The 514-nt window shown below is 65.4% G+C and carries 2 pseudogenes; one reads left to right on the top strand and one right to left on the bottom strand.

From position 1 onward, the window contains the following. A pseudogene (locus WH91_RS26025) lies at positions 1 to 234 on the bottom strand (TrmH family RNA methyltransferase); the annotation flags it as partial. A 46-nt stretch (positions 235 to 280) separates the two neighbouring features. Between WH91_RS26025 and WH91_RS26030 the strand changes: the two are divergent. Then, a pseudogene (locus WH91_RS26030) lies at positions 281 to 514 on the top strand (TrmH family RNA methyltransferase); the annotation flags it as partial.

The following is a 514-nucleotide window of genomic DNA, read 5'->3' as shown; positions in this document are numbered from 1 at the left end:
CCCCGACATTCCGCCCGGGGCGCGGCCCTCTGCACTGCCTCCTGCGAACGGCAAGTTTACGCCCGCGTCGCTCTGCCGCCGCCCTGCATAAGCCATCAGCATCACTGCTTGGGCAATATTGAGGGAAGCCAAGGCCGGCTCGACCGGCAGAGTGACGATGCAATCGGCCAGCGCAACTTCTTCATTGCGCAAGCCCCACTTTTCGCGCCCAAACAGCAGGCCGACGCCCTTGCCAGACCCGATCTGCGCCGCCATGCGCATGGCGGCGCAGATCGGGTCTGGCAAGGGCGTCGGCCTGCTGTTTGGGCGCGAAAAGTGGGGCTTGCGCAATGAAGAAGTTGCGCTGGCCGATTGCATCGTCACTCTGCCGGTCGAGCCGGCCTTGGCTTCCCTCAATATTGCCCAAGCAGTGATGCTGATGGCTTATGCAGGGCGGCGGCAGAGCGACGCGGGCGTAAACTTGCCGTTCGCAGGAGGCAGTGCAGAGGGCCGCGCCCCGGGCGGAATGTCGGGG

It is taken from the genome of Devosia psychrophila (genome assembly GCF_000971275.1).
In the GTDB taxonomy this organism is placed as follows: Bacteria; Pseudomonadota; Alphaproteobacteria; order Rhizobiales; family Devosiaceae; genus Devosia; species Devosia psychrophila.
Note: the sequence above shows the minus strand (reverse complement) of the source record. Positions and strands in the feature narration are given on the sequence as shown.